Source organism: Leucobacter soli (assembly GCF_042659205.1).
Taxonomy (GTDB): domain Bacteria; phylum Actinomycetota; class Actinomycetes; order Actinomycetales; family Microbacteriaceae; genus Leucobacter; species Leucobacter soli.
The window spans coordinates 1-1,732 of sequence record NZ_JBHSRW010000341.1 but is presented as its reverse complement, the minus strand read 5'-3'; the positions used below and the strand labels follow the sequence as shown (position 1 = coordinate 1,732).

2 protein-coding genes are annotated in these 1,732 nt (G+C 71.5%); both read left to right on the top strand.

Annotation, left to right across the window (positions count from 1 at the left end; translation table 11 throughout):
* The first annotated feature begins 153 nt into the window (after positions 1 to 153).
* The gene (gene nadC, locus ACFPZL_RS12900; RefSeq protein WP_218114988.1) at positions 154 to 1,026 is read left to right on the top strand and encodes a carboxylating nicotinate-nucleotide diphosphorylase; all 873 of its coding nucleotides are present in this window, start codon (positions 154 to 156) and stop codon (positions 1,024 to 1,026) included.
* The coding region (locus ACFPZL_RS12895) for a cysteine desulfurase family protein (RefSeq protein ID WP_382335766.1) at positions 1,023 to 1,732 on the top strand (710 nt) is incomplete at its 3' end. The genes nadC and ACFPZL_RS12895, both read left to right, overlap by 4 nt.

The window sequence follows — 1,732 nt, the reverse complement described above, 5'->3', positions numbered from 1 at the left end:
CCCCGACCCCGCCGCCGCGCACAGCCGGGCCTTCCGCTTCGATTTCGCGGAGACGCCGACGCGGGTCCCGCCCGCGCGATCCACCGCGCCTGCGCGCGCCGGGATCCGCACGAAGAACGATCATTCCGTACCGGAGCAGAGGAGGCACGTGCCGTGCTGACCGATCAGATCATCCGATCCGCCGTGCGGCGGGCACTCGCCGAGGATGCGCCGTGGGGAGACCTCACCACCGAACTCGCCATCCCCGAGGGCGCGGAGTTCCAGGCCCGGGTCATCGCGCGCGAGGCCGGCGTCTTCGCGGGCGGCCCGCTCGTGGTCGCAGCGTTCACCGAGACCGACCCGCGCGTCGAGATCGTGGGGCTCGCTCCCGAGGGTGCGCCGTTCGTCGCGGGCGATGAACTCGCGAGGATCACGGGCCCCGCCCGCGGCATCCTCACCGGCGAACGCGTGGCGCTGAACTTCGCCCAACGCATGAGCGGCATCGCGAGCCTCACCTCGCGCTACGTCGCGAAGGTCGCGCACACACGGGCGCGCATCGCCGACACGCGCAAGACCACACCGGGTCTTCGCGCGCTCGAGAAGCACGCCGTGCGCGCAGGGGGTGGAGCGAACCACCGCTTCGGGCTCTCCGACTCGATCATGGTGAAGGACAATCACCTGGCCGCGCTCGGGGCCGTCGATCCCGAGACGACCACCGCGGCATTGACGAAGCTGCGCGAGCGCGCCGGGCACACCACCTCGATCATCGTCGAGGTGGATCGACTCGACCAGCTCGAGGCCGTGCTCGCCGCCGGGGTCACCGGGGTGCTGCTCGACAACTTCTCCCTCGACGATCTCTCGGCCGCGGTGCGTCTGATCGACGGCGCGGTGATCGCCGAGGCGAGCGGCGGCGTGACCCTCGACACCGTCACCGGCATCGCGGAGACCGGGGTCGACGTGATCTCGGTCGGGCAGCTGACGCACGGTGCGCGGGCCCTCGATCTCGGTCTCGATGCGGGTATCGATACGGGTCTGGACGAGGGATGAGCACTGCGGCAGCCGAAACCTCGTCGCGCTATCTGGATGCGGCGGCGACCGCGCCGCTGCGGACCGAGGCGCGCGCCGCCGTGCTCGCCGTTCTCGACGAGCGGCAGGCCAATCCCTCGAGCGTGCACTCGCCGGGACATCGCGCGAGAGCGAGCGTCGACGCCGCCCGCGTGGAGATCGCGAGCGCGTTCGGGGCGATGCCTGCCGAGGTTGTCTTCACTTCCGGAGGCACCGAGGCCAACAACCTCGCGATTCTCGGCCTCGCTCTCGCGAACCCGCGGGGCCGGCACCTCGTCACCACGCCGATCGAGCACCCGTCGGTGCTCGAGAGCTGTCGATATCTCGAGCGCGTGATGGGCTTCGCACTCACGATCCTGCGGGTCGACGATCGCGGGCGGGTCGACCCGGCCGAAGCCGAGGCGGCGATCCGAACCGACACGACCCTCGTCTCCGTGGGGCTCGCGAATGCCGAGATCGGCACGGTGCAGGCCGTGCCAGAGATCGCTGCCGCGGCGCATGCGCGCGGGGCGCTCGTGCACACGGACGCCGTGCAGGCCGCTGCGTCGCTTCCCGTCGGCTTCGGCGGCGCCGGCGCTTCCGCCTGGCCTGGATCCGACGTCGACGCGATGACGATCGCCTCGCACAAGTTCGCCCGGCCCGATCTCGGTGATCTGCCCGTGCTGCTCGATTCGGCTGCGACCGACGC